This window comes from Sphingobium sp. 3R8, assembly GCF_020166615.1.
Classification (GTDB): Bacteria; Pseudomonadota; Alphaproteobacteria; order Sphingomonadales; family Sphingomonadaceae; genus Sphingobium; species Sphingobium bisphenolicum.
Genome location: NZ_JAIQXR010000007.1, coordinates 1 through 23,078 on the forward strand (window position 1 = coordinate 1; position 23,078 = coordinate 23,078).

Here is a 23,078-nt window from a genome sequence, read left to right on the forward strand (position 1 = left end):
GGGCTGCTGCAACACCAAGCTGTTCCTGCAAACCATCGACAGCGACACACGGCAATGGGCCAGCCAGACCATTGGCGATTGCGAGATGGAGATCCGCACCAAGACAGACATGCTGGGTGACGGCGACGAGGGCCACCGCATCAACTTGGGCAGAATGCGCGAGGTGCGGCCAGCCGTCATGGAGAGCCAGCTACGCCTTGCACGGCACGAGGGCTATCTGCTGCTGCCCGACGGCTTGCCGGTGGCCAGGATCAGGCTGACCGCCGATCATATCGCGCGGCGCGGCGATCCCCACCAGCCGGGGTTCATCGCCGCCGATCCGTCGACCATGCTCTGGGGGCAGGCCTCGCAAGCTGTGCCGCCATCACCGGAGCCGTCGTCGTCACCGTCCCCGAAGCCCGACAGTCAGGGGCCGGTGTGATGGTAGCTTCCGTTTCTGCCCTCACCAGTTCAGCGCAGGCCAGCAGCTATTATGAGGCCGACGACTATTATGCCGAGGGCGGGCTATCGCCCTCCGAATGGCAGGGCCAGGGTGCGGAGGCGCTGGGCCTGTCCGGCGAGGTGGATCGCGATCAGTTCCGCGCCTTGCTAGACGGCAAGCTTGCCGACCAGCAGCTTGGTACGTTCCGCGACGGGCAGTTGGAGCATCGCCCCGGCTGGGACGTGACCCTGAGCGCGCCCAAGTCGGTGTCGATCATGGCGGAGGTGGCGGGCGACCGGCGGTTGATCGAGGCGCATGGGCAAGCCGTGAAAACCGCGATGGCCCATGTCGAACGCCATATGGCCGCCACCCGCATCCGCGATGGCGGCACCGTCGCCCGCGAGGCGACCTACAACCTGGTGATCGCCAGCTTCCAGCACAACACCAGCCGTGCCCAGGACCCGCAGCTGCATACCCACAATGTCATCCTGAACGCGACGCGAGGCGAGGACGGAGCCTGGCGCAGCCTCGAACCGCGCGCGCTCTACCAGCTTCAGAAGCAGATCGGGGCGATCTACCGGCAGGAACTGGCGTTGAAGGTCCGGGAACTGGGCTATGAGATCGAGGCGGGCAAGGAGTCCCTGTTCGAGATCAGGGGTGTCCCCACCGCAGTCCTCGAGGCATTCAGCACCCGCAGCGCGGAGATCGAGGCGGCGCTTGTGGAACGCGGTACGTCCCGCGACACGGCCAGCGCCATCGAGAAGCAGGTCGCCACGCTTGACACCCGCGAAGCCAAGGTGGCCGCTGATCCTGCCGCCCTTGTGGCGGAGTGGCGGGAGACGGCCAATAAAGCGGGGTTCGGTGCCGAAGCGAGATCGGCGATGGTCCGGGAGGCCGAAGCGAAAGCCGCCGATCCGTCCCATCGCGCCGCCCTCGAATTGCAGGGCGACGGCTCCGCCGTCCGCGCCGTCGTCCATGCCGCCGACAAGCTGGGCGAGCGGCAGTCGGTATTCTCAGCCGCCGCCTTGCAAGAGGAGGCTGGACGAATCGGGCTGGGCAAGATCGGGTACGCCCAGATCGGGGCGGCCATCGATGCCGCGACGAAACAGGGCGGCTTGATTGACCGCACCCATATCGACCGGCGTGGGGCGGAGTTCGCCGGGTTTACCATCCGGCAGAATGTTGAGACTGAAGCCAGGATGCTTCGGATCGAGGCCGAGGGGCGCGGCGGGCTTGCCCCCATCGCCTCGCCGCTTGCCGCGGCCAAGTCTGTCGCCAGCGCAGCGGCGCAGGCCGAGCGCGCAGGCCATGGCTGGAATCCCGATCAGCGCGCCGCCACCGAGCAGCTTCTGACCAGCCGCAACCGGATCACCGCCGTCCAGGGCTATGCCGGCACCGCCAAGACCACGACCGTGCTGGCGACCTTCGCCCGCGAAGCCAAAGCGCGGGGGATAGCCGTGACGGCCTTGGCTCCGACCGCGTCGGCGGCGATGGCGCTGGGCGAGGCGCTGGGCACGCGCGGCGATACCGTCGCTCGGCACCTGCTGTCGCCAGAGCGTGGCGATCCCACCCGGCCCGCCGCGTGGATCGTGGACGAGGCATCCCTGTTGTCGGCGCGCGATACCGCGCGGCTGTTCGATCTGGCCGCGAAGCATGACGCCCGGATTGTGCTGGTCGGCGACGTGAAGCAGTTGGGTTCGGTCGACGCGGGTGCGGCCTTTGCCCAGTTGCAGGGCGCTGGCATGGAAACCGCCAAGCTGGCCGAGATCGTGCGGCAGACCAATCTTGCCACCAAGGAGGCCGTGCTGGCGTCGATCGAGGGAGATGCCAGGAAGGCCATGGCCGCGCTGGACCGGGGTGGTGGGCAAATCGTCGAAAGCGCCGATCGGGCCACACGCTTCGCCGCCATTGCCGAGCGGTATGCCAGGCTGGACAAGGCGGGGCGCGCCCGCACCCTCGTTATCGAGCCGTCGCGCGAGGGGCGCGACGCGCTGACAGCCGACATTCGTACGGCGCTTACCCGGTCGGGGGCGCTGACCGGGCCTGCCGTCCCGGTGGAAGCTCTCGTCAACAAGGGACTGACCCGCGCGGAGGCGCGCGATCCCTTGAGTTACGACATGGGCGATGTTGTCCGCTTCACCCGCGACTATGCCGACAAGGGCGTCGTGCGGGGTGAAGCCTATCGCGTCGAGCGCATCGACCCGGCCAGGGCTGCCATAGCGCTCAAGGCGGAGGACGGGCGCGAGGTGGACTGGCGCTTGCGGCAATGGGGTGCGGGGCATGCCCAGGCCTTCTCAGCCCAGCCGATCGATCTAAAAGCCGGCGATGCCATCCGCTTCACCCGCAATGACCGGGAGGCAGGCCGGATCAATGGCGCGCGCGCCGAGGTGATCGCCGTGGATCAGCAGGCTCGCACCGCCACCATCCATATCGGGCAAGGAACGACCGAGACGCTTCATCTCGATTCTGCCCGCGACCGGCATATCACCCATGGCTATGTCGATACCGCCTTTGCCGCGCAGGGGCGCACCGCCGATCATGTCATCATCCATGCTGACAGCAAGGCGGTCAATCTGGTCGATCAAAAATCCTTCTATGTGGGGATATCCCGAGCAAAGGAATCCGCGACCATCTTCACAAACGATCGCGGCAAGCTGGTCGCTGCGATCAGTGAACGGGCCGGCCAGGTGCAGACTGCTATCGCTCAGGCGGCGGCATCCGGGTTGGCGGCTGGCACCGCGAAGGGAGCTGGTCTTGGGTGAGGCTTGGCTTACGCCCACAAGCCTAAAGGGGCGGCGTAAATCAGTTGCCTTGTCCCGTTTTTCTAACCCACCGTTTGTTTGTTTGCTTCATCGAAGGAATGACCGGGGCGTTGGACGCAAACGACGTTCCGGACTCAGGCCGAGAACCGGGATAGCGGACCTTCATTCAGCCCGACCTTTTCCGCAATGTGAACGGCAGCAGCGTTGGACTAGGCAGGATGTCTGGAATTTTGCGCCAGAGCCGGTTGCCGACCTTTTGTGCATCGGCCCCTCACGGTAAAATATTACCTGCGCCTAAATCGTGGCGTCCAGCTTTCGATCAGGGCTTCTTCATCGTCCTCTTCGTCAGCCTCAATGTCATCGATATTTAGTGCATTACACGTCAGGACGGTAAGTGTGCGGCCATATTGGCCAAGCCCGACCACCTCTTCGGTACATGAATAGCTGCGATTCGTGTCGAACCAATCGCGCAAATCCCCGTCACCGGCGTCATTGCTGCCTTTACGGACATTGTCGGGATTTGCATTGAATGCTTCGGTGAGGGTGCCACCGGGGGCCGACGCACCTTTCCTGAGCCACTTTAAGCCGTCCGCACTTTTTAGCGCGTCGGACATGAAGCACCAATCTACTGACTGACCCATGGTCGAATTGCCGCAACGGGCGACCCGCTCATGATACGCTAGAAAGGACGTCGCACCGTGCAGGCGAGTGTTTTAAGTTCGCCCGTGGCTCTGGAGAGCACTCGACCTATGGACAGGCTAATAAGCTGTAACTTCGCGCCGCTTGTTATGAAGGTTCCTCTAACTGCCGGCGGATAAAGTCAGCGTTGATCAAGGCGTGAACGGCGAACTGGGCTGGCACCAGTTCGGCCCAGGCACCCAGATGGGCGCTCAATGCTTCATGATCCGACACATCGAAGATGACGGCCATTCCTCGGCCGACTTTTGGGTAGGCATGGAGGATCACTCCGTCTGTCAACCGCGCGTCCAGCCAGTTCCAATAGGCTAGTCGTGCCAAACGGGCTTCGCTAGGCCGTTCAGCGCGTGGTTCACTGATTACCAGAAACAGCATTGTCCATTCCTTCCTGTGCGGGATGCGGGCGATCGCCAGTGTTCAGAATCTACATTCTGCCCGGGTCGGTGCGCGATCGCAAACTTCAGGTGCATAAGAAGAGCAGGGTTGCCGAGTAGCAAGGCCAGCGGCTCTAGCCCACACCCGAACGTCCGCTCCTGTAGGGAGCGGACGTTCGCGGAGGCCGGTGGGAATGGCCGGAAAGTCCCACGATGCGGCATTCGCAACGGCAGCGCCCGACCAGAGCCGGGCGTTCACTTCATTTCCGGCGGGCGTCCGGCTCTGGCGAAAGCCGCCGAATTTACTGGGCATTCGGTCTTGCCGACGGTGGTTTGAATAACGGTCATGTCCTCGGTTTACACTGTCCGTGGCGACGATTTCATTATTTAAATCTACCCTCGCCATCTGGCGGGGGACTCTTTCCTGCCCCGCCAGTTTGCTATCCCGGAAACGGGCGGCAGCAATCAGCTTAAAATCCACCGAACCGCATCGCCGGCGAGCGTGTAAGACCGGAACTGGCGATTTCGGACGTTGAACACGATGAGCGTGTACGGCAGCAAAGTCCCAGCCCTCGTCTTTCAGCAGTGCAGCGGCCAGTGTGAATTTATGGCCGGTTCCGACGCCCTGGCCAAGGGGCCCGAACGACGGGTTTGTTGGCGATGTCAGGCAGCTTTTGCGAGCTTCTCGACCTTTATGTCCTGCTCGTGCTCGCGGGCTTGGGCCAGCTCATAGGTCGTCTGCATCCGCAACAGAGTGTCGGCCTTGATGCCGAAAGCCTTCTCAAACCGAATAGCCATATCAGCAGACAGGTTCGCATTGCCATTCAGCAAGGTGCTCAACGCCTGCCTCGATACGCCAAAATGCTCGGCCAAAGCCGTCACGCTGACCTGTGCGGGCTCTACAATTTCCGTTTTCAACCAATCGCCAACGTGGACAGCAAGCGAAGGGTGCATCTTAAGCGCCATGATAATCCTCCAGATCCATATCGATTAGCGCGCCTTGTTCATTCAAACCGAAGGTCATCCGCCAGTTTCTCGTGACTGTCATTGACCAGCTTCCCTTCCGGTCACCTGTCAGCTCATGCAATCCGAAGTTCGGAGGCACTGACAGCTCCTCGAAGCTTTCCGCAGCGTCGATGAAAGCCAGCATCTTGCGCAGTCGCCCCGCATCTCCAACCAGGCCTTTGGCGTTGCCCGTCTCAAAAAAGCGGCGCAGGCCTTTGTGCCTGATGCTCTCTATTTCCATCGTTCGGATGTAGCGCAGCGCCGCGAGATTGTCAAGTGTCGCGCGACACATGTCGGAAGGCACGAAGCACGGATCCTATACTCGCGCTGGCCATCCCGGCCATCGGAGAACTATCATGGGACATTCAGACCTTGACCCCGCCATTCATGATCGGAGCCCTTGGAACGCAGGGAAAAAAGTTGGGCCGAAGCGCCCACTGAAGCCTCGCGATATCTGGGCGATCCGTTTCTATCTCGACGAACACAAACGTCTGCGCGACCGGGCCCTTTTCGATCTCGGCATCGACAGCAAATTGCGAGGCTGCGATCTGGTCAAAATCAGGATCGGCGACCTGATGAGCGCGGGGTCATTTCGGGATCGCGCGACCGTCATCCAACAAAAGACCGATCGACCCGTGCAGTTCGAGATCATGACGGAAGCACGCAAGAGCCTGAAGACATGGCTCGATCGGCGCGGCGGCACGATTCGCGACTTCGTATTCCCTAGCAGGATCGATTATCTCGGCCATTTGAGCACACGGCAATATGCTCGTCTTGTCGACGAGTGGGTTTCAACGATTGGTCTCGACAAGCGGGGGTATGGCACGCACTCGATGCGACGGACCAAGGCAGCACTGATCTACAAAGCCACAGGCAATCTTCGGGCCGTCCAGATCCTGCTGGGTCATACGAACATTGAGAACACGGTCCGTTACCTAGGGGTCGACGTGGATGATGCCCTGACACTGTCCGAACGGACGGAAATTTGACACTGATTCCGGCTTCCCGAGGCCGCCGGGGAGCCGGTTTGGCCTGATGAACGACCGGCAGTATCGACGGGCTGTTTTGACCCAACGAAGGGCGGCTATGTTGGCGACGGCGGTCAGCACCCCATTCCAAGCCAAATGACGACGGAAAAACGAAGCTAGGTGCCACTGTGGATCGCTCAGGGCCTGTCGATGTCGCGCGCGGACCAAGCCAAGATTAGCCAGCCGGTTCCAAAGGCGGCCAACCCGAGCTGCTTGAACATAGCAATCGAACCCAAAAGGCCGATCGCCTGCCCATAGATCGGCAGGCAATACAGCAATATCCCTCCGAGGAAAAATGCAGGCGCCAGCCTGGCCGATCTGGCCCCAATGTTCATGAATGTGGCGCAAGCGAGGGTGGCCATGCCATGCATGAACTGTACTTGCGCTCCCAGGCGTATCAATGCGGAGTAGCCGGGTAAGAACAAGGGCTCATCTGACAGCAGAAGAACGGAAAGCGCGAAAAGGCCGTTCAATGCGCCGAGCCTCATCCAGACGGCTCGGTGCCAGAATGTGGGTACCGGCGAATTCGTGGTACACGCGGAACCGTGCTCCAAATTCTTGTTTACTTCCAAACTGGCCTCACTGCATGGCGGTCGATCGTGCCGATAGCTCTGGCATGAACCGACCAAGCTCGTGCCATGCCGCTTTTCGACATCCCCTGCGGGTAGCCTCTCTAGATGGAGCTTGTCGCTGGTGTGCGGGACCATTCAAGCGCTGTCAATTCGAAGAGGTTGCCCGGAGAAACTGAATTTCGGGCTGCAAGCGGCGCAAGGCGACGGAACTTCCTCCCACGCGTCTTGTCATGAATGTCGCTTCACAAGCATATGTTCGAATGGAAATGCTCACCGCACCGGTCGAAAAATCGCATGTGAATGATCGGCCGGTTTCAGGTGCTGCGAAACTTCTTGGGAACGACCGGTATGTTGGCGGCATTAGCCAGTCAGCTGAGCCTCTCCGCAGCGGTCGCTGCCGACCAATTCAGGACATTCCGCGATCGACTCTTGAATGGCGGTCACCAGCGAAATCGGTCACGATCATAGGTCGACTTATCCACAGCTTCCTTTCTCCGGGAAATCCGCAGATAAGCAAAGATCGCGGACTGCTTCAATGTCCGCCAGCCGTTTGGCCCAATCAGCAGCGAATGCCCCGAACGCAATCTTTCCCAAGGGCAGATGACGGGGCGCGTCTGCCATCTGAGTTATCGCTGTCATGGCTTCGCCAGCCTGACAGAGGTCGCCTTGCTGGCTGCCGCTCCGCAGGCGAATGGAATCCTGTCGCTGTCCCACAATCCTATCGTAATCGGCAATTTGGGTTCGCATCTACCGAAGGGATCCGACCGGCGAAGTGGGTGCGGAAAGGGTCGGGTTTCACGCATGTCGCCTGAGCGTCGCTACGATACGATGCGCAATGGGGGTGACCGGCCCGTGGAATGTCCCGCCCAAGCAAGGACGGACGCCGACGCCTACTATGGATAACGTAACGACGTCGGATAGCGTCACTGGCGCGAGTTTGTCGATGAGGCCCGCGCGGTGGAGGATCACGCCCAGTGCAGGGTTCTCGCCGCCGAGACTTGCGTGCCTCCGCGACGGCGGGATCACTGAACCACGTGCATGGCGGACCGACACCGTTGATTCGTCTCACCTAATATGGATCAGCATACAGATGGAGGTGTCGATGACGAGTCCAGCCACCTTTGCGTGTTCGATCCGAACCAAAAGCCGCTGGCCTGATCCATGCCGTGAGATCGTGTCATGAGCTCAGCCGTAGGCAAGCGCTGGGAGGGGCCGTTGCCGCCATGCCGATTGCGGCTGGAGCGATGCAAGCGCCCGCTGCGTCGGTGCTGCCGGATAAGTCGTCCTTCGATGCTGGTCCGCTTGCTTATCTGGACAATGCATCGACCCATCCCATCAGCATCGGCGCCAGAGCAGCGATTGACGCCTATGTGGAAAGCCGGATGCTCGCTCCGGTGGCGAAAGACCAGAGGCGGCAGGACATGGCCAGCCCGCTGCGCAAATTCGCCGGACTGATGAATGCGGATGCGGACGAGCTGACGTGGGTGCAGAGCACGACCATGGGCGAGCAGATGGTCTTGCGAGCGATGGGGTTTCCGGGATCGGGCGGCCGGATTGTCACCGACACGCTGCACTTCTACGCATCCTTCCCTATGTACATAGAGATGGCGCGGCAGGGCGTCGATGTTCGTTGGGTCAAAGCGCGCGAAGGCCGCATCTCGATGAAGGACATGGCCGAAGCGATTACGCCAGGCACCAAGCTGGTCATGCTGTCGCTGGTGTCTACCTACAACGGCTTCACCCATGATCTGAAGGCGGTGTGCGGCCTAGCCCACGCCGCAGGTGCGCTGGTCTATGCCGATATCATACATGCCGCCGGAGCCATCCCTGTCGACCTGCATGCCAGCGATGTCGATTTCGCGGCGTGCGCGACGTACAAATGGCTGATGGGGGATTTCGGGCTGGGTATTCTCTATATGCGCAAGGGCGTCGCCGATCTTCTGCCCCGCACCGAATTTGGCTATTATGGCTTTGCAAGGCCGGGCGCGCCGCCGGGCATCGGGCTGTCGCCACCGGACACCCATGTCTATCCACTCGATCCGCCCGGCGCGTGGCCGGTAGCGTATACGAAGCGCGGCGGCGCGATCGGCCATTTCGCGACCGGAACCTACAGCCACGCAGTGCCTGCGCAGCTCGACTATTCGCTCGACTATATCACCGGCATCAGCGTCCCGGCCATTCAAGCGCACGCGCAGGCGCTGATCAGCCAATTGCGCGAGGAACTTTCGCGCAGAGGCTATCGCATCATTACGCCCCCTGAAGCGCGCAGCCCATTGCTCACCTGCCTCTTAGCCAATGCAAGAGCCGTGCTCGCCGAGCCGCTGGCTAAGGCGCAGGTGCGACTATCGCTGCACGACAATCATTTTCGCGTCTCACCATCAGTCTATAACGACCAGGCGGACATCGAGCGCCTGATTGCGGCGCTGCCGCCTGTCTGACCATCCCGCCACTGGAGCTCCGCCCATGAAGACCGTTTTCGCGCTGATCGCCCTCTTGGCAGCTACCCCCGCCTTCGCGCAACAGCCGCTCCCCGCGTCCTTGCCCTTCTCGCCAGCGGTGCGCGTCGGGGACACGCTCTATCTTTCAGGGCAGATCGGTCAGGTTCCGACTGGTCTGGACCCGGACAAGGAAGGGTTTGACGTAGCGGCCCGCGAAGCGATGGACGCGATCGGCAAGGTCCTGAAGGATAATGGGTTGGATTATGCCAATGTCGCCAAATGCACCGTGATGCTGGACAACATGGCCGACTGGCCACGCTTCAACAGCGTCTATCTGACCTATTTTCAGGGCAAGCGCCTCCCTGCCCGCAGCGCGCTCGGCGCGGATGGGTTGGCGCTGGGCGCTCCGCTGGAAGTCGAATGCATAGCGGCTTTCGACTGACAGAGGTCCTGCTGGTCACGGAGAGCACATTCCGGCAGCTGGTGAAACGAAAAGTCGGACCCATCTCCAGGATCAGACAAGAATCTTGCTGTTCGACGCATTGCTTGGGAACGGCAGGAATGTCCCACGACGCGGCGTTCCGGTTCCGGCAGCAGTCGACCAGCTTAAGGCATTTGTTCGCCCGCAAGTGAACGTCTGTTGATGCCGAAAACAGTCCCTCGCCGTTTCCAATCGCTCGTCGGCTCGCACCGAACGGCCGCGCTTTTACCTGGCTCGCGGCAACGCCAAACAGGCAGCTGCATTTGGGAAGGATTGCCACTTCGACAAGCTATCGCTCTTTCTCTCGCACGCCCATTCGATAAATCTGCCAACCTGGGCCGGGTAGTCGCGCCAACTGAGCATCATCACATCACCTTGCCCATTATGCGAATTGATTTGCCATTATCAAATTTTTGTTGTGTTGGGCGCTGGCTTGGGGCTAGGCGACGCCTTGATGTATGAAACGCAGGCGATCGCGTCTCAGCCAAATGCCTATTGGAGTGTCACATGCGCGCGTACAATCCCGGCTTTGGCAACCATCTTTCGACCGAGGCGATCGCCGGCGCGCTCCCGCTGGGCAGAAACTCGCCGCAGAAGGTGCCCTTCGGCCTCTATGCCGAGCAGCTTTCCGGCACCGCTTTTACAGCGCCACGCAGTGAAAACCGGCGCAGCTGGCTCTATCGTATTCGACCGGCTGCGAGCCATCGGCCTTTTTCGGTCTATGACAGGAATGGGCATTTCAACGCCGGGCCTTTTGCCGATCCGACGCCGCCCAATCGGCTGCGCTGGGACCCGCTCAAGCCGGCCGATGGATCGCGCGACTTCCTCGACAGCCTCGTGACGATTGCGGGCAACGGCGATGTACAAGCTGGCACGGGCATCGGCATCCACCTGTTCTCAGCCAATCGCGACATGGAGCGCCGCGCCTTTTCGTCCAGCGATGGCGAAATGCTGATCGTGCCCGCGTCCGGCAGGATGGTCATCAGGACCGAATTGGGCGTGATCGAGATCGAACCGCAACAGATTGCGGTCATCCCGCGGGGTGTGCGGTTCAGCGTTTCCTTGCCGGATGGCTCGGCCAGCGGTTATGTCTGCGAAAATCATGGGGCCTTGCTGCGCCTTCCCGACCTTGGGCCGATCGGCGCCAACGGTCTCGCCAATCCGCGCGATTTCGAGACGCCCGTCGCGTCGTTCGAGGATATCGACGCGCCGTTCGAGATCGTGCAGAAATTCTCCGGGCGTCTGTGGACCACGCAACTGGACCATTCGCCGTTCGATGTCGTTGCCTGGCACGGCACTCTCGCGCCCTACCGCTATGATCTGCGCCGGTACAACAGCATCAATACGGTGAGCTACGACCATCCCGACCCGTCGATCTTCACCGTCCTGACAAGCCCGAGCGATACGCCCGGAACGGCGAATATCGACTTCGTCATCTTCCCGCCGCGCTGGATGGTGGCCGAGGATACGTTCAGGCCGCCCTGGTTCCACAGGAATATCATGAGCGAGTTCATGGGGCTGATCCATGGGGCCTATGATGCGAAGGAGGGCGGCTTCCTGCCGGGCGGCGCGTCGCTGCACAATTGCATGAACGGCCACGGCCCGGACAAGGCCAGCTACGAAAAGGCGATTGCAGCCGATCTGAAGCCGCACAAGATCGAAGAGACGATGGCATTCATGTTCGAAAGCCGCTTCATCATCTGTCCCACTGCTTATGCGCTGGGCCTTCCCGAATGCCAGTCCGACTATGACGAGGTCTGGTCCGGATTTACCAAGGCGGAGTTGCCCCGGTGACCAGACCGGCGATTGACGAAACCCATGATCCGTTGCGGACGAGCTGGGTCGAAAGTGCGAACGGCCATGGCTGTTTCCCGATCCAGAACCTGCCCTTGGGGATATTCTCGGTAGCCGGCGACCTGCCGCGCGGCGGCATCGCGATTGGCGATTCCATTCTCGATCTCAAGGCGCTTGCTGGGTCGGAGCTTTTGCAAGGAGAGGCACACCGCGCCGCTGAAGCAGCAGCCGGATCGCATCTCAACGCGCTGCTCGACCTGGGGGCGCCGGGTCGGATCGCGCTGAGGAAAGCGGTGTCTGACCTGCTCTCCAACCCGGACCATCAAGCGCATGTGGAACCGATGCTGGTCACCCGGTCCACAGCGACAATGCACCTGCCGGCAAAGATCGGCGATTATACCGACTTTTACGTCGGCATCCACCACGCGACCAATATCGGGTCGCTGTTCCGGCCCGACAATCCGCTGTTGCCCAATTACAAGCATATCCCGATCGGCTATCATGGCCGCGCATCGTCCATTCGGCCATCGGGCACCGCCGTCCGGCGCCCGAACGGGCAGCGCAAGGCCCCGGATGCCGACGCGCCGCTGTTCGGGCCGACGCAGAAACTCGATTACGAGCTTGAACTGGGTGTATGGGTCGGGCCGGGCAATGTGCTTGGCCAGCCCATCCCGATCGGCGAAACAGGCGCGCATATCGCGGGCCTTTGCCTGCTGAACGACTGGTCGGCGCGCGACTTTCAGGCGTGGGAATATCAGCCCCTGGGGCCGTTCCTGGCGAAGAACTTCCTGACCACCATCTCTCCCTGGATCATCACCGCCGAGGCACTCGCGCCTTTCCGTATCGCTCAGCCGGCCCGGCCGGATAGCGATCCCAGGCCGCTCCCCTATCTTTGGGATGACGCAGATCAGGCGTACGGCGCACTGGGGCTGACGCTGGAGGTGGGCTTGCGCAGCAAGGTCATGGCCGACGCCGGAATGGACGCGCATCGCATCGGTAGAGGCCCCGCATCCAACATGTACTGGACGATCACGCAGATGGTGGCGCACCACACGTGCAACGGATGCAATCTTCAGGCCGGCGACCTGCTCGGCACGGGTACGATATCGGCATCGACCAGCGACGGTCTGGGCAGCCTGATGGAGATCACTCGCAACGGGTCCGCGCCGATCGAACTTCCTACAGGGGAAAAGCGAGCCTTTCTCGAATGCGGCGATGAACTGACCCTCACCGCGACCTGCGAGGCGGATGGTTTTGTGTCGATCGGGTTCGGGGAATGCACCGGCCTGATCGAGGATGGCGGTATCGCGCCATGATCCTGCACGGTTACTGGCGGTCAAGCGCGTCCTATCGGGTGCGCATTGCCCTTGGTCTGAAAGGCGTGTTGTTCGAGCAGGTCACGCACGATCTGCGGACGTCAGCGCACAAAAGTGCCGACTATGCCTTCATCAACCCGCAGCATTTCGTGCCGGCGCTGGAGACGGACGACGGCACGTCGCTCATGCAAAGTCCGGCCATCCTCGAATGGCTGGAAGAGCGATATCCCTCCCCGCCCTTGCTGCCGGACGCCTGTAATGACCGGGCCATCGTTCGGGCCATGGCCGCCATCATCGGCTGCGACGTCCACCCCTTGAATAATTTGCGGGTCCTCCGTTCCCTCAAGACCGACCTGCACGCGCAGCAACATCAGGTCGACGCGTGGACTGCTCGCTGGATCGGTGAGGGTTTTTCCGCCCTCGAAAGGGTGCTGGAGCGTTATTCCGGCGAATTCGCATTTGGCGATGCGCCGACGCTGGCCGATTGCTACATCGTTCCGCAAGTCTATTCCGCCCGACGATTCAATGTCGACCTTCGTCCCTTCCCGCTCGTGGAACAAGTCAGCAGCGCAGCAGAGCTTTTACCCGCATTCGCCGCCGCCCATCCCACGGCTCAACCCGATGCCGATATCGGATGAGCGCTGCTCTCAGGCGGTGCGGGTAAACGCCAACAGCGCGTCCGCCGGACTCCCGGCACCTTGAACATCCAGCGCGTCTCTCGGGCCTATGATCATGGCCACCAATATACATTCGCCATCCCGCACAACCGGCGCCGCTATGGATGCCAGTCCCGGCACAGGGCTTTCGACCATCATTGCATAGCCTGACGTGCGAATCCGCGCGATTGCGGTTTCATAGGCCAGCCGTTCCCCATCGCCGCTGGCGCTGGCCAGTTCAGACGCAAGGCGTTCCTTCACGGCAGGGGAGGTGTCGAATGCGCCGAATATTCTTCCGGCGGCAGAATTGAGAAGATTGAAGGTCGTGCCGGGCCGCAGGTTGGTATTCACGACCTGACTGGCGTCATGGACGCGATAGACGGTAGGCGCCGCCGGTCCCCACACCAGCAGTGCGAGCATGACACCCAGCGAATGCGCGAAATCGGACGCGCGCGCGTTGATGTTCGACATCGGATCGAACGTCGCCATTCTTGCGCTGGCCAGCCGGTTGGTCGCCGGCCCCAGAATATAGCGACCGCTCGCCGGCTCCTGCTCGACCAGTTCGGTCCGGCGCAAGCTCGTCAGATAGGCATGCGCTTGCGCCGCGCTGATCCTGGCCTCCTGCGCGAGATCGCGCAGCATCATCGGCGATCCCGACCGCATCAGGGCCAGCAGCAATCTGTTCCCGACTTCGACCGATTGGATGCCCCGCCCCGCGCTTTTGCTCATCTGCCTAAACTCACGCTCGCGCTGATCCTTGAACTCATGCGATTTTGACGGGACGTTGGTAACCCGCTCTCGCAGAGATTGCATTTGCGAGGCCGAGTACCTCGCGAACGCGATCACCAGAGGGGTCGAGATCGAAGGAGGGCACTGGCCCGATGACGGTTATGGCGCCCGTCAGTTCGCCCCCCGTCTCGAATATCGGCGCGCTCATGGCACTGATCCCGGGTATGGGGTCCGATGTCGTCGTCGCATAGCCGGCGTCACGGATGTACGGCAGTTCCGCCTTGATCGATCTGAAATCGGAGACCGAACCGACGATGCGCGATGGCGATTTCTCGGCTTTTTGCAGCTTGATCGCCTCGACGATGATTTCGGCCCCGAGATGGGCGCAGAATATGCGACCCGTCGCCGAGCCCGTCAGCGAAAAGACGGTTCCGGGCCGAAGCGCCGTGTGAATCTGATCCGATCCTTCATAGATTTGCACGACAGTCGGCCCATAGGCCCCCCAGACGGTAATGGTGACCGACATCGCCGTGTCTGCCGCAAACCGCGCCGCGGCCTCGCCGGCAGCCTTGAGCGGATCGAAGCTGCGCAGTCTGGCCAATCCGAGTTGCAGCGCAAACGGACCCAGGCGGTAGCGGCCGGACTCCTTGTCCTGCTCGACGAGGGTGGCGCGACGGTAACTCACAAGATAGGGATGCGCCTGGGCTGGCGCGATCCCGGCTTCCAGGGCGATATCGCGCAGCATCACGAGGTCACCGGCAGCGGCGATCGCCTCCAATATACGCGCGCCCACTTCTATCGATTGAACTCCGCGCGCCTCTGCAGCCACCCCGTTCATCTCCATTTGCAGCGTCAGTCACGATCACCCCGTGTCATCATAACGTCGCGGCCTCGTGGCCGCCATCGCAGCGTCAAGCCCTTATGGCAATAACAGCCTTCGCCGCCGGCACGAAGCTTGGGCCTGTAGGGAGTTCACTGCAAGACATGCGCCCGCTCTCTTGCGCGAGATACAAGGCGCGCGGTCACCAGGTTCGCGATCGCAGCAGCGACGAGGAACGGTACAAGACCCGCGAGCGCGATCCGTAACGATTCTGTCCCATAGCCGGCATGCAGCCAGTCGCTCATCATCCCGACATAGAGCGGCCCGATGCCCATCCCGATCAGGTTGACCATCAAGAGCTGGAGCGCGGCGGCGGTACTGCGCTGCGACGCGTTGACCGAATTTTGTATGAAGCCGACCGCCGGCGTCAGATAGGCACCGGCGCAGCCAAGGCTCAATCCCATTAGGGGCAAGGCGATCTGCCAGCGCTGGACGCAGAGCCCCATGATCAGGAACGGCAGCGCGCCGATCATCGCCGCGCCGCTGACCCACGCATAGGCACGCTTGTCGCGCGCGCCCCAGCGGTCCGCAAAAAGACCGCTGAGCCAGGTGCCTGCGCCCATGGCAATGGCGATGGTAAGGCTGAGATAGATGCTCACCTGCGTCAATGTCATGCCGAGGACCCGGATCATATACCCCGGCATCCAGGCCATCAGCGCGTAATTGGGGATACCCCCGATCGCGCATGCAAGCGCTGTGGAGATGATGGTCGGCGTGCGGAAGAAAATCTTCGCGGTTTCACGAAGCGACGCCTTGGGCGGGACCACGCTGCCGTCCATGCCGCCGCGCCGCGGCTCTGGAACCAGGCAGATCAGCAACAGAGCCAGCACCAGCCCCGGAAGGCCGACGATGAAGAGGCTCGTTCGCCAGCCCCATTGCGCCGCCGACCATCCCGCCAGCGCCGAACCCAGCGCCAGACCGAAAGGCACGCCCAGCGAAAAGACCGCCAGCGCGCGGGCGCGCTGCGAAGGGGCGAAGAGGTCGGAGATGATCGAATAGGAAGGCGCGACCCCGCCGGCTTCGCCCAGACCGACCCCGACACGCGCGGCGGCGAGCTGAGCGAAATTCGTCGCCAGCCCGCACGCCGCACAGCAGATGCTCCAGAGCGAACAGGCGACGGCAAGCACCTTGACCCGCGAAATCCGGTCCGCGAGCGCCGCCACCGGCAGACCGAAGCCGGTATAGAAAATGGCGAATGCGAAACCCGTGAGCATCCCTAGTTGTGTGTCGCTCAACCCGAGGTCGCGCTTGATCGGCTCTGCGAGGACCGACACGACCTGGCGATCCATGAAGTTGAACGTGTAGACGACGCACAGCAGCGCCAGCGTCCATCGGGGATCGCGAATTTTCATCAGGGTCGCCTGGCTTGGCGGAGCGCCTCGGCCAGCACCGCCTTGTCGCCGATATGGTTGGCCAGGATCAGGATCAGCTTCGCATTCAGCACGGCGCTCTCCCGCTCATCAAGGCCATCGTGCAACGCGATAAGGGCAGCGTAGAAGTCGTCGGTAGTTTCGATATGCGACGGCGCTGGGGTCATTACGATTCCACCTTGAGCATGGCGGCACGTTCATAGGCCGATCGCATCTTTTCGACCGTCGGATGACGCCAGCGCGCGGCGACATATTGATCCGGCCGCACGAGATAAGCCGATCCCGCCGTGAGATCGTAACGCGACGCGATCATGCCCTGCTGATCGCCCAGTTCATCGACCACGATCATACGCACTCCCGGCAAGGGAGGCACGCTTTTGTCAGCCGCGAGAAGGACGAAATCTCCACCCATCAACTGCATCAGCCAGCCGCCATCGATCGGTGAATCCACGACGACATGGCCGGGCGCTATGCCGTGCCAGCCATCCTCCGGCTGGTCCGACTGGCTCAGGGGCGAATCCGGATAAGGGACAGCGGTCGACAGGCGACCGGAGTTCACGAACGGCCGCGCCCACGCATGATCCTTGGCCAGTTGCAGAACAGCGTCGCGGAAGGCGTGACTGATAGTCGACTTGGGCGTCAGAAAATCGGTGGAGCGCGAGGAATTGAGAATATTCTCATCGGCCGTGACGATCGCTTCGCTGTTATAGGCTTCCAGCAGTTCATGCCCGGCCTCACCCGCAATGACCCTGTCCAGCTTCCATGCCAGATTGTCGGCATCCGCAACGCCGCCATTGCAGCCGCGCGCGCCGAACGGGGACACCAGATGCGCGGCGTCGCCGGCAAAAATCACGCGGTCATGAACGAAGCGCGCCATGCGCCGGCATTGGAAAGTGTAGACGCTGTACCATTCCTGCTCGAACTCGATGTCGTCGCCCAGCATGCCGCGAACCAGCGGTTCGACATAGTCGGGACGCATGCAGCGTTCCCGATCGATGTTCCAGCCCAATTGGAAATCGAGCCGCCAGACGTCGTCGGGCTGCTTGTGCAGAAGCGCGGAGCGGCCGGGATTGAAGGGCGGATCGAACCAGAACCAGCGTTCGGCGGGGCGTTCCTGTTTCAGCCTGATGTCGGCGATCAGAAAATTATCCTCAAAGATCCGACCGTCGAAATCCAGGCCCATCATTGCGCGAACGGGAGAATTATGGCCGTCGCAGGCCACGACCCAGGGCGCTTCGACAGCATAGTGTCCATCGGGCGCAACGACGTCCAGCGACACGCCGCCATCGACCTGCCTCAACCCTGTGACTTCATGGCCCCAGCGGATCGTCACGCCGGAAACCTGCGATACCGCGTCGATGAGAATAGCTTCGCATCGATATTGCTGAAGGTTGATGAAGCCGGGCATTTCCTGATGCTTGAGCGGCAGCATGTCGAATGTGAATACCGGCTCCGCGCTGTCTCCCCAGAACACCTTGCCAACATTCCAGGCGACACCCTTCGCGACCATCTCTTGCGCCACCCCCAGGCGGTTCCAGATATCGAGCGTGCGTTTTGAAAAGCAGATCGCCTTTGAACCCGCGGCAACGAAGTCCCGCTTGTTGAGGACCAGAACTCGCCGACCCTTCTGGCCAAGGTCGAGCGCAAGCGTCAAGCCAACCGGGCCACCGCCGACGATGACGATTTCGAAATCGCCCTGTCCGTCATTCAGGGGGGTGGTGCCAATAATGCGCCAGACGGGAATGCCGTCCCGCGTCATCCTATCGGGCATCTTCCCTATCCCTGCAGCTTGTCCCATACGTCCCTGTCACGTTCCATGGTCCAGATGCGCGGCCAGTCGATCCCGTCAAATTCATCCCAGAGGCGCTGCACGTCGAATGGCAGACAATGTTCGAAAATCGGCCAGTGGCCGAATTTGGGCGCCAGAGCTGCATGTGTCGCTTCGAAAGCGGATTTGATAGTCCCGCCATTTTTGTGGGCGTCGCCCACATGCTTGATCATGCTGTTGAGAAATTCCCGGGTCTGTTCGATGGCGGCATCGGTTGCCTCGACGCCGCGGGCAACGTTCCCACGGCCACCAATCAAGTTTTCGGCGCGAAAGGATTTCACCGTGTCCAGCGTCTTGTTCGCCCAGTCGAAGTGGAAAGCATCGCCGGTGTAGAGCGCGGCCTCGCTCTCGACGAGATCGCCCGCAAATAGGGTCTTAGATTTTTCGTGCCAGGCGACGATATCCCCGGCGGTATGGCCGCGCCCGCAATATTTAAGGTCGATCGCGCCGCGATCTCCGCCCAGTTCAATGCGATAGTCCGTATCAAAGGTCTGGGTCGGCCAGGTCAGCCCCGGAATCTCTTCCGGTTGCTTGAACAGTCGCGGCATGCGGCCATATTCGCTGTCCCAATCCTGCTTCCCACGCTCCTCGATCAATCGGCGCGTGGCTTCGCTGGCGACGATCTGTTCCGCATCGAATGCGCTCGCCCCCAGCACGCGAACGGCGTGGTAATGGGTCAGAACCAGATATTTGACAGGCTTGTTGGTATGTTCGCGCAACTTGGCGAGCCAGTCCCTTGCGGCCGCCGGCGTGGCGCGCGCCTCGAAGCAGACGAGAAAGTCCTCGCCCTCGATCGCGCCGACATTCGGATCGCCCTCTGCGGTCAGCGCATAAACGCCATCAGCCAGGATTTCGAGTTTCTCGGTCGTAGGCGCCGTATCGGCCGAAGATGCGAAAGGCTTTGCCAAGACATTAGCTCCAGATTGTGTCTGCTCGAGTGAGCGAGGGTGGGGGGACTTCGTTTGAATTCCACCTTCCGTTCATACAGTGCCCAGCGGTCTTTTGTGCCGGCGGCGGCTGCCCCTGCTCAGAAGCGCACCGAGACCCGCCCCCCAAACTGGCGTGGTGCACCATAATACCAAAGGCCGCCATTCGAGCCGCCAGGATAGACCTCCTTGGTCAGGTTTGTGGCGAAGGCCTCGAAGTCGAACCGGTCGGTGCTAAAGGTTAGCTTGGCATTGATCAGGTCGCGCCCGGGGAGAATGGAGGTGGCGTCGTTGAAAAATGATGTCCTTTGGCTCGCGGTGTGTGTGTATTCGACATGCGGCGTAAGCCTTTTGTCATCACCCAATTCTATATTGTAAGAAAGCCCAATAGCGATGTTGAATTTGGGTGCGAACGGCAGAGGACCGGTCGCCGTACCCACAAAGGGACCATAGTCGAAACAGGCTGAAGTCTGACCTTGTGCGCATTGCGGGCCAAGCGATCCTTGACCGCCGTCAGGAAGGGCTGGCCTGTTGACGATGTCGTTAACCGTGATCTTGGACTTCAGATAGGAGCCGGCGACGGTCATTTCGAAATTGCCAAGCCTCAGGCCCAGCTCGGCCTCCGTACCATAGGTTTCCGCGGATCCCGCGTTGAAGATCGTAGCCAAGCCGGTCTGGGTCTGTATGTTCTGGATCTGCATATTGGTATATTTGGAATAGAAGCCACCGATCTGCGCGCGCAGCGCCCCCCCAAACATTGATCCCTTCCAACCGGCCTCGTAATCCATGACGGACTCTGGAGCGAAATTCGAAACGGGGCTTTGGACGCCGCCGCCCTTGCGGCCCTTTGCGACAAAGGCATAGAGGAAGTTGCGGCTATCCGCTGTATAATTGACGCCAATCTTCCAGGTCAGTCCCTTATCAGACTGACTTCCCGATGACGGTGCGGAGAACAGAAAGTCATTTGTGGTCAAGTCAAAGAATGAGATAATATTACGTGAATCGTTATCTACATTTGACCACGTATAACGAGCGCTACCTTCAATTTCCAGAGCATCGCTTATATTGTACTTAATTCCGCCATAGACAGCTTTTGCTTCCTTTTTTGTGCGACTTGCATCGACGACGATCAGCTGATTCGCGAAATAATTCTGACCGATGAACGGCACCTTGCTTTTGTCGCGAAGATAATATCCGCCGATAGTCCATTTAAACGGCCTGTTCTCCGGCGAGATGATCGTAAATTCTTCCGAGAATACCGGCTCCACGGCAGCAACATTTAGCGTCACCCCCGGAAACGAAACACCGACGGCGTCGGATATCTGGTGAAACTTCGCCTTGGTCAGACCGATCATGTTGCGTAGCGCGATGCCGTTGGCGAGCGTCAGTGTCGTCTCATTGCTGACACGGAAGGTCGACTCTTCATAACGCGGCACATCCGCAAAATTGAGCGTGTAGGGATCGGGCGAAGCCAATGTCGCGAAGAATGATCCCGGGTTCGGCTTGCCCGTAAAACCGCCAGTATTATTATTGTAATACTCCATCTTGGTCAGGCTTTGGAAGTTGTCCGAGGGCCTCCAAAGAAGGCTGATTCTTCCGGCGACAATGTTAAGTTCTCCCGGCGTCGAGTAGGCGCTCGACTGGCTGTTGGGCGGGTTGCCGTTCTTGAAGAAACTGGCACGATGCTGATCATAAGTTGCAATGCGAACGGCGAACGTATCGCTGACCGGGATATTGACTGCGCCTTCGAAGGCGATGTTGTCATAAGTACCGCCGGTGAGAATCGCATAACCACTGGCGTCTTCCAGCTTGGGATCAGCTGTCTTGACGAAAAGGGCACCGCCGGTGGAGTTATTCCCTACGAATGTCCCCTGGGGACCGCGAAGCACCTGAACGCTGCCGATGTCGTAGAAGGGTTCGTTGGCGACGATCGGCGCCTGAAACAGGTTATCGCGATAGATGGCAACACCGGAATAGACGCCTGGGTCTGTAATACCAAGGCCGATGCCACGAATGTTAAGCTGACTGACAAGGCCCGTGTCCGCGACCGACAGGCCGGGGACGAAATTCTGAAGCTCCTTGACGCTGCGAATTTCATGCTGTTGCAGATCATCGCCAGATAGCGCGGAAAGCGCGATGTTGGTTCGCAGCACGGTCGTTGACCGCTTTTCTGCGGTCACAATTATTTCAGTCGACTCACTGGCAATTGCGCCATCGGCCTTTGCTGACTGGTCGTCGCTGGCAGGCGCAGCAAGAGCGGTGCCCGGTACCGCCATGGCGATAATCGCGGCTGACAGCAGCCAACTCGTGTTGATCATTTCTGCCTCTCCCGATGTTTGCCGATTGCAGCCGGCTTGATGTCACCCCTTTGGGCGCATCCCAATTATTAGTCAATGGCAAATCACTTCGTATTTGCAAAATGCGATCGAGGGGCAATTCAATTCTCATGCCGCCTCTCGGCAGCGCGGCGATGCACGGAGCACGCCCGCCGATGGAGGCATATCGGTCATTCCAGAAAATTCACGTCACCTTGAATGTGTGGTGCGCTGCAACCCTGTTCTCGGTCCAGCCGTGACAGATTGCCGTCGCGAACGACCGCGATCGGTGCAGAACCTGAATCCGCCTTCAACCTACTTGCGCAAATGCTCTTCGAAAAAAGTCGCGGCTCTCGAAATCGCAGTATCGGATTCTGGCGTGTTCGGAAGCATTGCCGGGAAGACGTGAGGCATGCCTTCGTAAAGGTCGAGCACCGCTTCATGACCGCCACCACGGATCGCTTGATATTGCCTGACCGCTTCGCTGAGCAGCAATTCACGCGTGCCGGCCTGGATCAACGTTGGCGGAAATGCCTTGGAGTAGTCCCCGAACAGAGGGGAAATATAGGGGTGCCTGACATCTGTTCCGGCGGCGTAGGCGTTCAGATAGGTGATGAAATTCTGCGGCTGGAGCATCGGGTCATATGGCCCGAGCGTCGCGACGGTATCGCCGCTCATCGTCAGGTCTGCCCCTGGCGAGAGCAGGTAGAGCGCACCGGGCAACGGAACGGCTTGGTCCCGCATCTTGAGAGTAAATGCTGCCGCCATGTTCCCGCCGGCCGAGTCGCCGAACAGCCCCATCGCTTGAGGATCGTGCCCCGAAGCCAAGAGGGCGCGCCACACTGCGATAACCTGATCCGAGATCGTGTTGACATTCCCGCGCGGCGCCAGTGTGTAATCGATCGAGATCACCTCACGCCTCAGAGCCTTGCCGAGCAGGGCGGGCAACACTTGCGTCGATCGGGCCGAGAGAACAATGTAGCCGCCGCCGTGAATATAAACGAGCGGCGGCCGCCCGGGCCGCGCATTGGGCGGAACGATCCGGAGTATGCTGACGCCTCCGATCGTTTCCCTGACCGAACGAACGTGCATCGCATCCGCGAATTGCTGGCTTGCGGGCACGGCCTGGGCTTCGATCACCGCATTCATCCGGTCGAAGTCTTCGAGGGTCTTGAGCGGCGGCATGGGGGGTCGCGCCTGAGCGGCGGCATAAAGTGCGCAGAGTTTCTCGGCCGCCGGCCGCGATACGCTCTCGGGCACGCGGAAACGAAGATCGGGGTTGGGTGGACAAGCCGCCGCCGCCGCCGGTGCCGCGCAGACCGCAAAGCCGAGCAACATCCCGCAAATAACAGACCGCATCGTTTCTCTCCCAAAAGTTCCGCCCGCCTTCTGGCGGCCTGACGGTGGCCGCGACTTCACGATAAAGGCAAGTCATCTGCCGCTTCATTACCTATTTACGAACCGATTCATTATAAGTAAATATCCAA

At 60.8% G+C, this 23,078-nt stretch carries 21 protein-coding genes; 8 read left to right on the plus strand and 13 right to left on the minus strand.

Annotated elements, in window-relative coordinates; translation table 11 throughout:
- On the plus strand, positions 1-421 hold a 421-nt coding region (locus K9B33_RS08385), incomplete at its 5' end, for a type IV secretion system DNA-binding domain-containing protein (RefSeq protein WP_224548053.1).
- Positions 421-3,183 (plus strand): MobF family relaxase, encoded by a 2,763-nt coding sequence (mobF, locus tag K9B33_RS08390; RefSeq protein ID WP_224548054.1) that lies wholly within the window; start codon positions 421-423, stop codon positions 3,181-3,183. The genes K9B33_RS08385 and mobF, both read left to right, overlap by 1 nt.
- 284 nt (positions 3,184-3,467) lie before the next feature.
- Here mobF and K9B33_RS08395 read toward each other — a convergent pair whose 3' ends face one another.
- From K9B33_RS08395 to K9B33_RS08410, 4 genes are all read right to left on the minus strand, one after another.
- On the minus strand, positions 3,468-3,797 hold the full coding sequence (locus K9B33_RS08395) for a hypothetical protein (RefSeq protein ID WP_224548055.1): 330 nt from the start codon (positions 3,795-3,797) through the stop codon (positions 3,468-3,470).
- Positions 3,798-3,969: 172 nt separating this feature from the next.
- Entirely contained in the window at positions 3,970-4,254 is a 285-nt protein-coding gene (locus K9B33_RS08400; RefSeq protein ID WP_224548056.1) for a DUF3303 family protein, read from the minus strand.
- A gap of 662 nt (positions 4,255-4,916) precedes the next feature.
- Positions 4,917-5,219, minus strand: a complete 303-nt coding sequence (locus K9B33_RS08405) for a HigA family addiction module antitoxin (protein WP_165418773.1) — start codon at positions 5,217-5,219, stop codon at positions 4,917-4,919.
- Entirely contained in the window at positions 5,209-5,499 is a 291-nt protein-coding gene (locus K9B33_RS08410) for a type II toxin-antitoxin system RelE/ParE family toxin (RefSeq protein ID WP_224548306.1), read from the minus strand. Before K9B33_RS08410 ends, K9B33_RS08405 begins: the two co-directional genes overlap by 11 nt.
- A 115-nt stretch (positions 5,500-5,614) precedes the next feature.
- Here K9B33_RS08410 and K9B33_RS08415 point away from each other — a divergent pair, with 115 nt between their 5' ends.
- A complete protein-coding gene (locus K9B33_RS08415) occupies positions 5,615-6,247 on the plus strand; it encodes a tyrosine-type recombinase/integrase (RefSeq protein WP_224548057.1) in 633 nt (210 codons plus the stop codon).
- 176 nt (positions 6,248-6,423) lie between these two features.
- On the opposite strand, the gene K9B33_RS08420 is transcribed toward K9B33_RS08415, so the two are convergent.
- Complete coding sequence (locus K9B33_RS08420) at positions 6,424-6,774, minus strand: DUF423 domain-containing protein (protein WP_224548058.1); 351 nt, start codon at positions 6,772-6,774, stop codon at positions 6,424-6,426.
- Between the two features lie 1,328 nt (positions 6,775-8,102).
- Between K9B33_RS08420 and K9B33_RS08425 the strand changes: the two genes are divergently transcribed.
- The 5 genes from K9B33_RS08425 (at position 8,103) to maiA (ending at position 13,525) form a co-directional block, all read left to right on the plus strand.
- Positions 8,103-9,296 carry an aminotransferase class V-fold PLP-dependent enzyme gene (locus K9B33_RS08425; protein ID WP_224548059.1) on the plus strand — a complete coding sequence of 398 codons (1,194 nt, stop codon included), beginning with the start codon at positions 8,103-8,105 and terminating at the stop codon, positions 9,294-9,296.
- A gap of 25 nt (positions 9,297-9,321) precedes the next feature.
- Positions 9,322-9,738 (plus strand): RidA family protein, encoded by a 417-nt coding sequence (locus K9B33_RS08430; RefSeq protein ID WP_224548060.1) that lies wholly within the window; start codon positions 9,322-9,324, stop codon positions 9,736-9,738.
- Positions 9,739-10,284: 546 nt separating this feature from the next.
- Complete coding sequence (gene hmgA / locus K9B33_RS08435; protein ID WP_224548062.1) at positions 10,285-11,571, plus strand: homogentisate 1,2-dioxygenase; 1,287 nt, start codon at positions 10,285-10,287, stop codon at positions 11,569-11,571.
- Entirely contained in the window at positions 11,568-12,887 is a 1,320-nt protein-coding gene (gene fahA, locus K9B33_RS08440) for a fumarylacetoacetase (RefSeq protein WP_224548064.1), read from the plus strand. Before hmgA ends, fahA begins: the two co-directional genes overlap by 4 nt.
- Positions 12,884-13,525, plus strand: coding sequence for a maleylacetoacetate isomerase (gene maiA, locus K9B33_RS08445; protein WP_224548066.1), 642 nt, complete (start codon positions 12,884-12,886; stop codon positions 13,523-13,525). Before fahA ends, maiA begins: the two co-directional genes overlap by 4 nt.
- A gap of 9 nt (positions 13,526-13,534) precedes the next feature.
- Here maiA and K9B33_RS08450 read toward each other — a convergent pair whose 3' ends face one another.
- The 8 genes from K9B33_RS08450 to K9B33_RS08485 all read right to left on the minus strand — a co-directional run bounded on the left by K9B33_RS08450 (position 13,535) and on the right by K9B33_RS08485 (position 22,950).
- Positions 13,535-14,272: an IclR family transcriptional regulator gene (locus K9B33_RS08450; protein WP_224548068.1), complete on the minus strand. Its 738-nt coding sequence runs from the start codon at positions 14,270-14,272 to the stop codon at positions 13,535-13,537.
- A 34-nt stretch (positions 14,273-14,306) separates the two neighbouring features.
- Entirely contained in the window at positions 14,307-15,116 is an 810-nt protein-coding gene (locus tag K9B33_RS08455; protein ID WP_224548069.1) for an IclR family transcriptional regulator, read from the minus strand.
- Positions 15,117-15,244: 128 nt separating this feature from the next.
- On the minus strand, positions 15,245-16,504 hold the full coding sequence (locus K9B33_RS08460; RefSeq protein ID WP_224548071.1) for a spinster family MFS transporter: 1,260 nt from the start codon (positions 16,502-16,504) through the stop codon (positions 15,245-15,247).
- Positions 16,504-16,689 (minus strand): DUF2783 domain-containing protein, encoded by a 186-nt coding sequence (locus tag K9B33_RS08465; protein ID WP_224548073.1) that lies wholly within the window; start codon positions 16,687-16,689, stop codon positions 16,504-16,506. The genes K9B33_RS08460 and K9B33_RS08465 overlap by 1 nt, the downstream gene beginning before the upstream one ends.
- Positions 16,689-18,293 (minus strand): FAD-dependent oxidoreductase, encoded by a 1,605-nt coding sequence (locus K9B33_RS08470; protein ID WP_224548074.1) that lies wholly within the window; start codon positions 18,291-18,293, stop codon positions 16,689-16,691. Before K9B33_RS08470 ends, K9B33_RS08465 begins: the two co-directional genes overlap by 1 nt.
- Positions 18,294-18,298: 5 nt before the next feature.
- The gene (locus tag K9B33_RS08475; RefSeq protein WP_224548075.1) at positions 18,299-19,258 is read right to left on the minus strand and encodes an MBL fold metallo-hydrolase; all 960 of its coding nucleotides are present in this window, start codon (positions 19,256-19,258) and stop codon (positions 18,299-18,301) included.
- A gap of 119 nt (positions 19,259-19,377) precedes the next feature.
- A complete protein-coding gene (locus tag K9B33_RS08480) occupies positions 19,378-21,594 on the minus strand; it encodes a TonB-dependent receptor (protein ID WP_224548076.1) in 2,217 nt (738 codons plus the stop codon).
- Positions 21,595-21,906: 312 nt separating this feature from the next.
- Positions 21,907-22,950 (minus strand): alpha/beta hydrolase, encoded by a 1,044-nt coding sequence (locus tag K9B33_RS08485; RefSeq protein ID WP_224548077.1) that lies wholly within the window; start codon positions 22,948-22,950, stop codon positions 21,907-21,909.
- Positions 22,951-23,078: the final 128 nt, after the last annotated feature.

Excerpts from the sequence above, each read along its gene's own strand:
- K9B33_RS08395 (WP_224548055.1), bottom strand. The coding sequence starts at position 3,797 with ATGTCCGACGCGCTAAAAAGTGCGGACGGCTTAAAGTGGCTCAGGAAA.
- K9B33_RS08405 (WP_165418773.1), bottom strand. The coding sequence starts at position 5,219 with ATGGCGCTTAAGATGCACCCTTCGCTTGCTGTCCACGTTGGCGATTGG.
- K9B33_RS08400 (WP_224548056.1), bottom strand. The coding sequence starts at position 4,254 with ATGCTGTTTCTGGTAATCAGTGAACCACGCGCTGAACGGCCTAGCGAA.
- K9B33_RS08410 (WP_224548306.1), bottom strand. The coding sequence starts at position 5,499 with ATGGAAATAGAGAGCATCAGGCACAAAGGCCTGCGCCGCTTTTTTGAG.
- K9B33_RS08420 (WP_224548058.1), bottom strand. The coding sequence starts at position 6,774 with ATGAGGCTCGGCGCATTGAACGGCCTTTTCGCGCTTTCCGTTCTTCTG.
- K9B33_RS08470 (WP_224548074.1), bottom strand. The coding sequence starts at position 18,293 with ATGCCCGATAGGATGACGCGGGACGGCATTCCCGTCTGGCGCATTATT.
- K9B33_RS08480 (WP_224548076.1), bottom strand. The coding sequence starts at position 21,594 with ATGATCAACACGAGTTGGCTGCTGTCAGCCGCGATTATCGCCATGGCG.
- K9B33_RS08415 (WP_224548057.1), top strand. The coding sequence starts at position 5,615 with ATGGGACATTCAGACCTTGACCCCGCCATTCATGATCGGAGCCCTTGG.
- K9B33_RS08425 (WP_224548059.1), top strand. The coding sequence starts at position 8,103 with ATGCAAGCGCCCGCTGCGTCGGTGCTGCCGGATAAGTCGTCCTTCGAT.
- K9B33_RS08465 (WP_224548073.1), bottom strand. The coding sequence starts at position 16,689 with ATGACCCCAGCGCCGTCGCATATCGAAACTACCGACGACTTCTACGCT.
- K9B33_RS08455 (WP_224548069.1), bottom strand. The coding sequence starts at position 15,116 with ATGGAGATGAACGGGGTGGCTGCAGAGGCGCGCGGAGTTCAATCGATA.
- K9B33_RS08485 (WP_224548077.1), bottom strand. The coding sequence starts at position 22,950 with ATGCGGTCTGTTATTTGCGGGATGTTGCTCGGCTTTGCGGTCTGCGCG.
- K9B33_RS08460 (WP_224548071.1), bottom strand. The coding sequence starts at position 16,504 with ATGAAAATTCGCGATCCCCGATGGACGCTGGCGCTGCTGTGCGTCGTC.
- K9B33_RS08430 (WP_224548060.1), top strand. The coding sequence starts at position 9,322 with ATGAAGACCGTTTTCGCGCTGATCGCCCTCTTGGCAGCTACCCCCGCC.
- K9B33_RS08450 (WP_224548068.1), bottom strand. The coding sequence starts at position 14,272 with ATGAGCAAAAGCGCGGGGCGGGGCATCCAATCGGTCGAAGTCGGGAAC.
- hmgA (WP_224548062.1), top strand. The coding sequence starts at position 10,285 with ATGCGCGCGTACAATCCCGGCTTTGGCAACCATCTTTCGACCGAGGCG.
- mobF (WP_224548054.1), top strand. The coding sequence starts at position 421 with ATGGTAGCTTCCGTTTCTGCCCTCACCAGTTCAGCGCAGGCCAGCAGC.
- maiA (WP_224548066.1), top strand. The coding sequence starts at position 12,884 with ATGATCCTGCACGGTTACTGGCGGTCAAGCGCGTCCTATCGGGTGCGC.